This is a genomic window from Halarcobacter mediterraneus (assembly GCF_004116625.1).
Taxonomy (GTDB): Bacteria; Campylobacterota; Campylobacteria; order Campylobacterales; family Arcobacteraceae; genus Halarcobacter; species Halarcobacter mediterraneus.
The window spans coordinates 1-438 of the sequence record NZ_NXIE01000025.1 but is presented as its reverse complement, the minus strand read 5'-3'; the positions used below and the strand labels follow the sequence as shown (position 1 = coordinate 438).

The window sequence follows — 438 nt, the reverse complement described above, 5'->3', positions numbered from 1 at the left end:
CTTACAAACAAACAAGTTTTCAATGGTTTTGGATGTACTGGTGAAAATATTTCACCACAACTTTCTTGGAAAGACGCTCCAAAGGGAACAAAATCTTTTGCAGTTACTGTTTATGATCCAGATGCACCAACTGGCTCAGGATGGTGGCATTGGGTTGTTTTTGATATTTCAAAAGATAAATGTACACTTCCAAGTGGTTTTGGAAATAGTGAATCACAAGATGCTATTCAAAGTATAACTGATTATGGAAAAAGTGGATTTGGTGGTGCTTGTCCTCCCCAAGGAGATAAAGCTCATAAATATATTTTTACGGTTCATGCCCTTGATGTTGAAACTTTAGGATTAGATAAAAATGCAAATGCTGCATTAGTTGGATTTTATTTAAACTCTCACTCTTTGGCAAAAGCTTCTTTGATTTCATATTACGGAAGATAAATT

The 438-nt window shown here is 34.7% G+C and carries 1 protein-coding gene; it reads left to right on the top strand.

Translation table 11 applies throughout. From position 1 onward, the window contains the following. The coding region (locus CP965_RS14035) for a YbhB/YbcL family Raf kinase inhibitor-like protein (RefSeq protein WP_129062724.1) at window positions 1–435 on the top strand (435 nt) is incomplete at its 5' end. Between the last annotated feature and the right edge of the window lie 3 nt (window positions 436–438).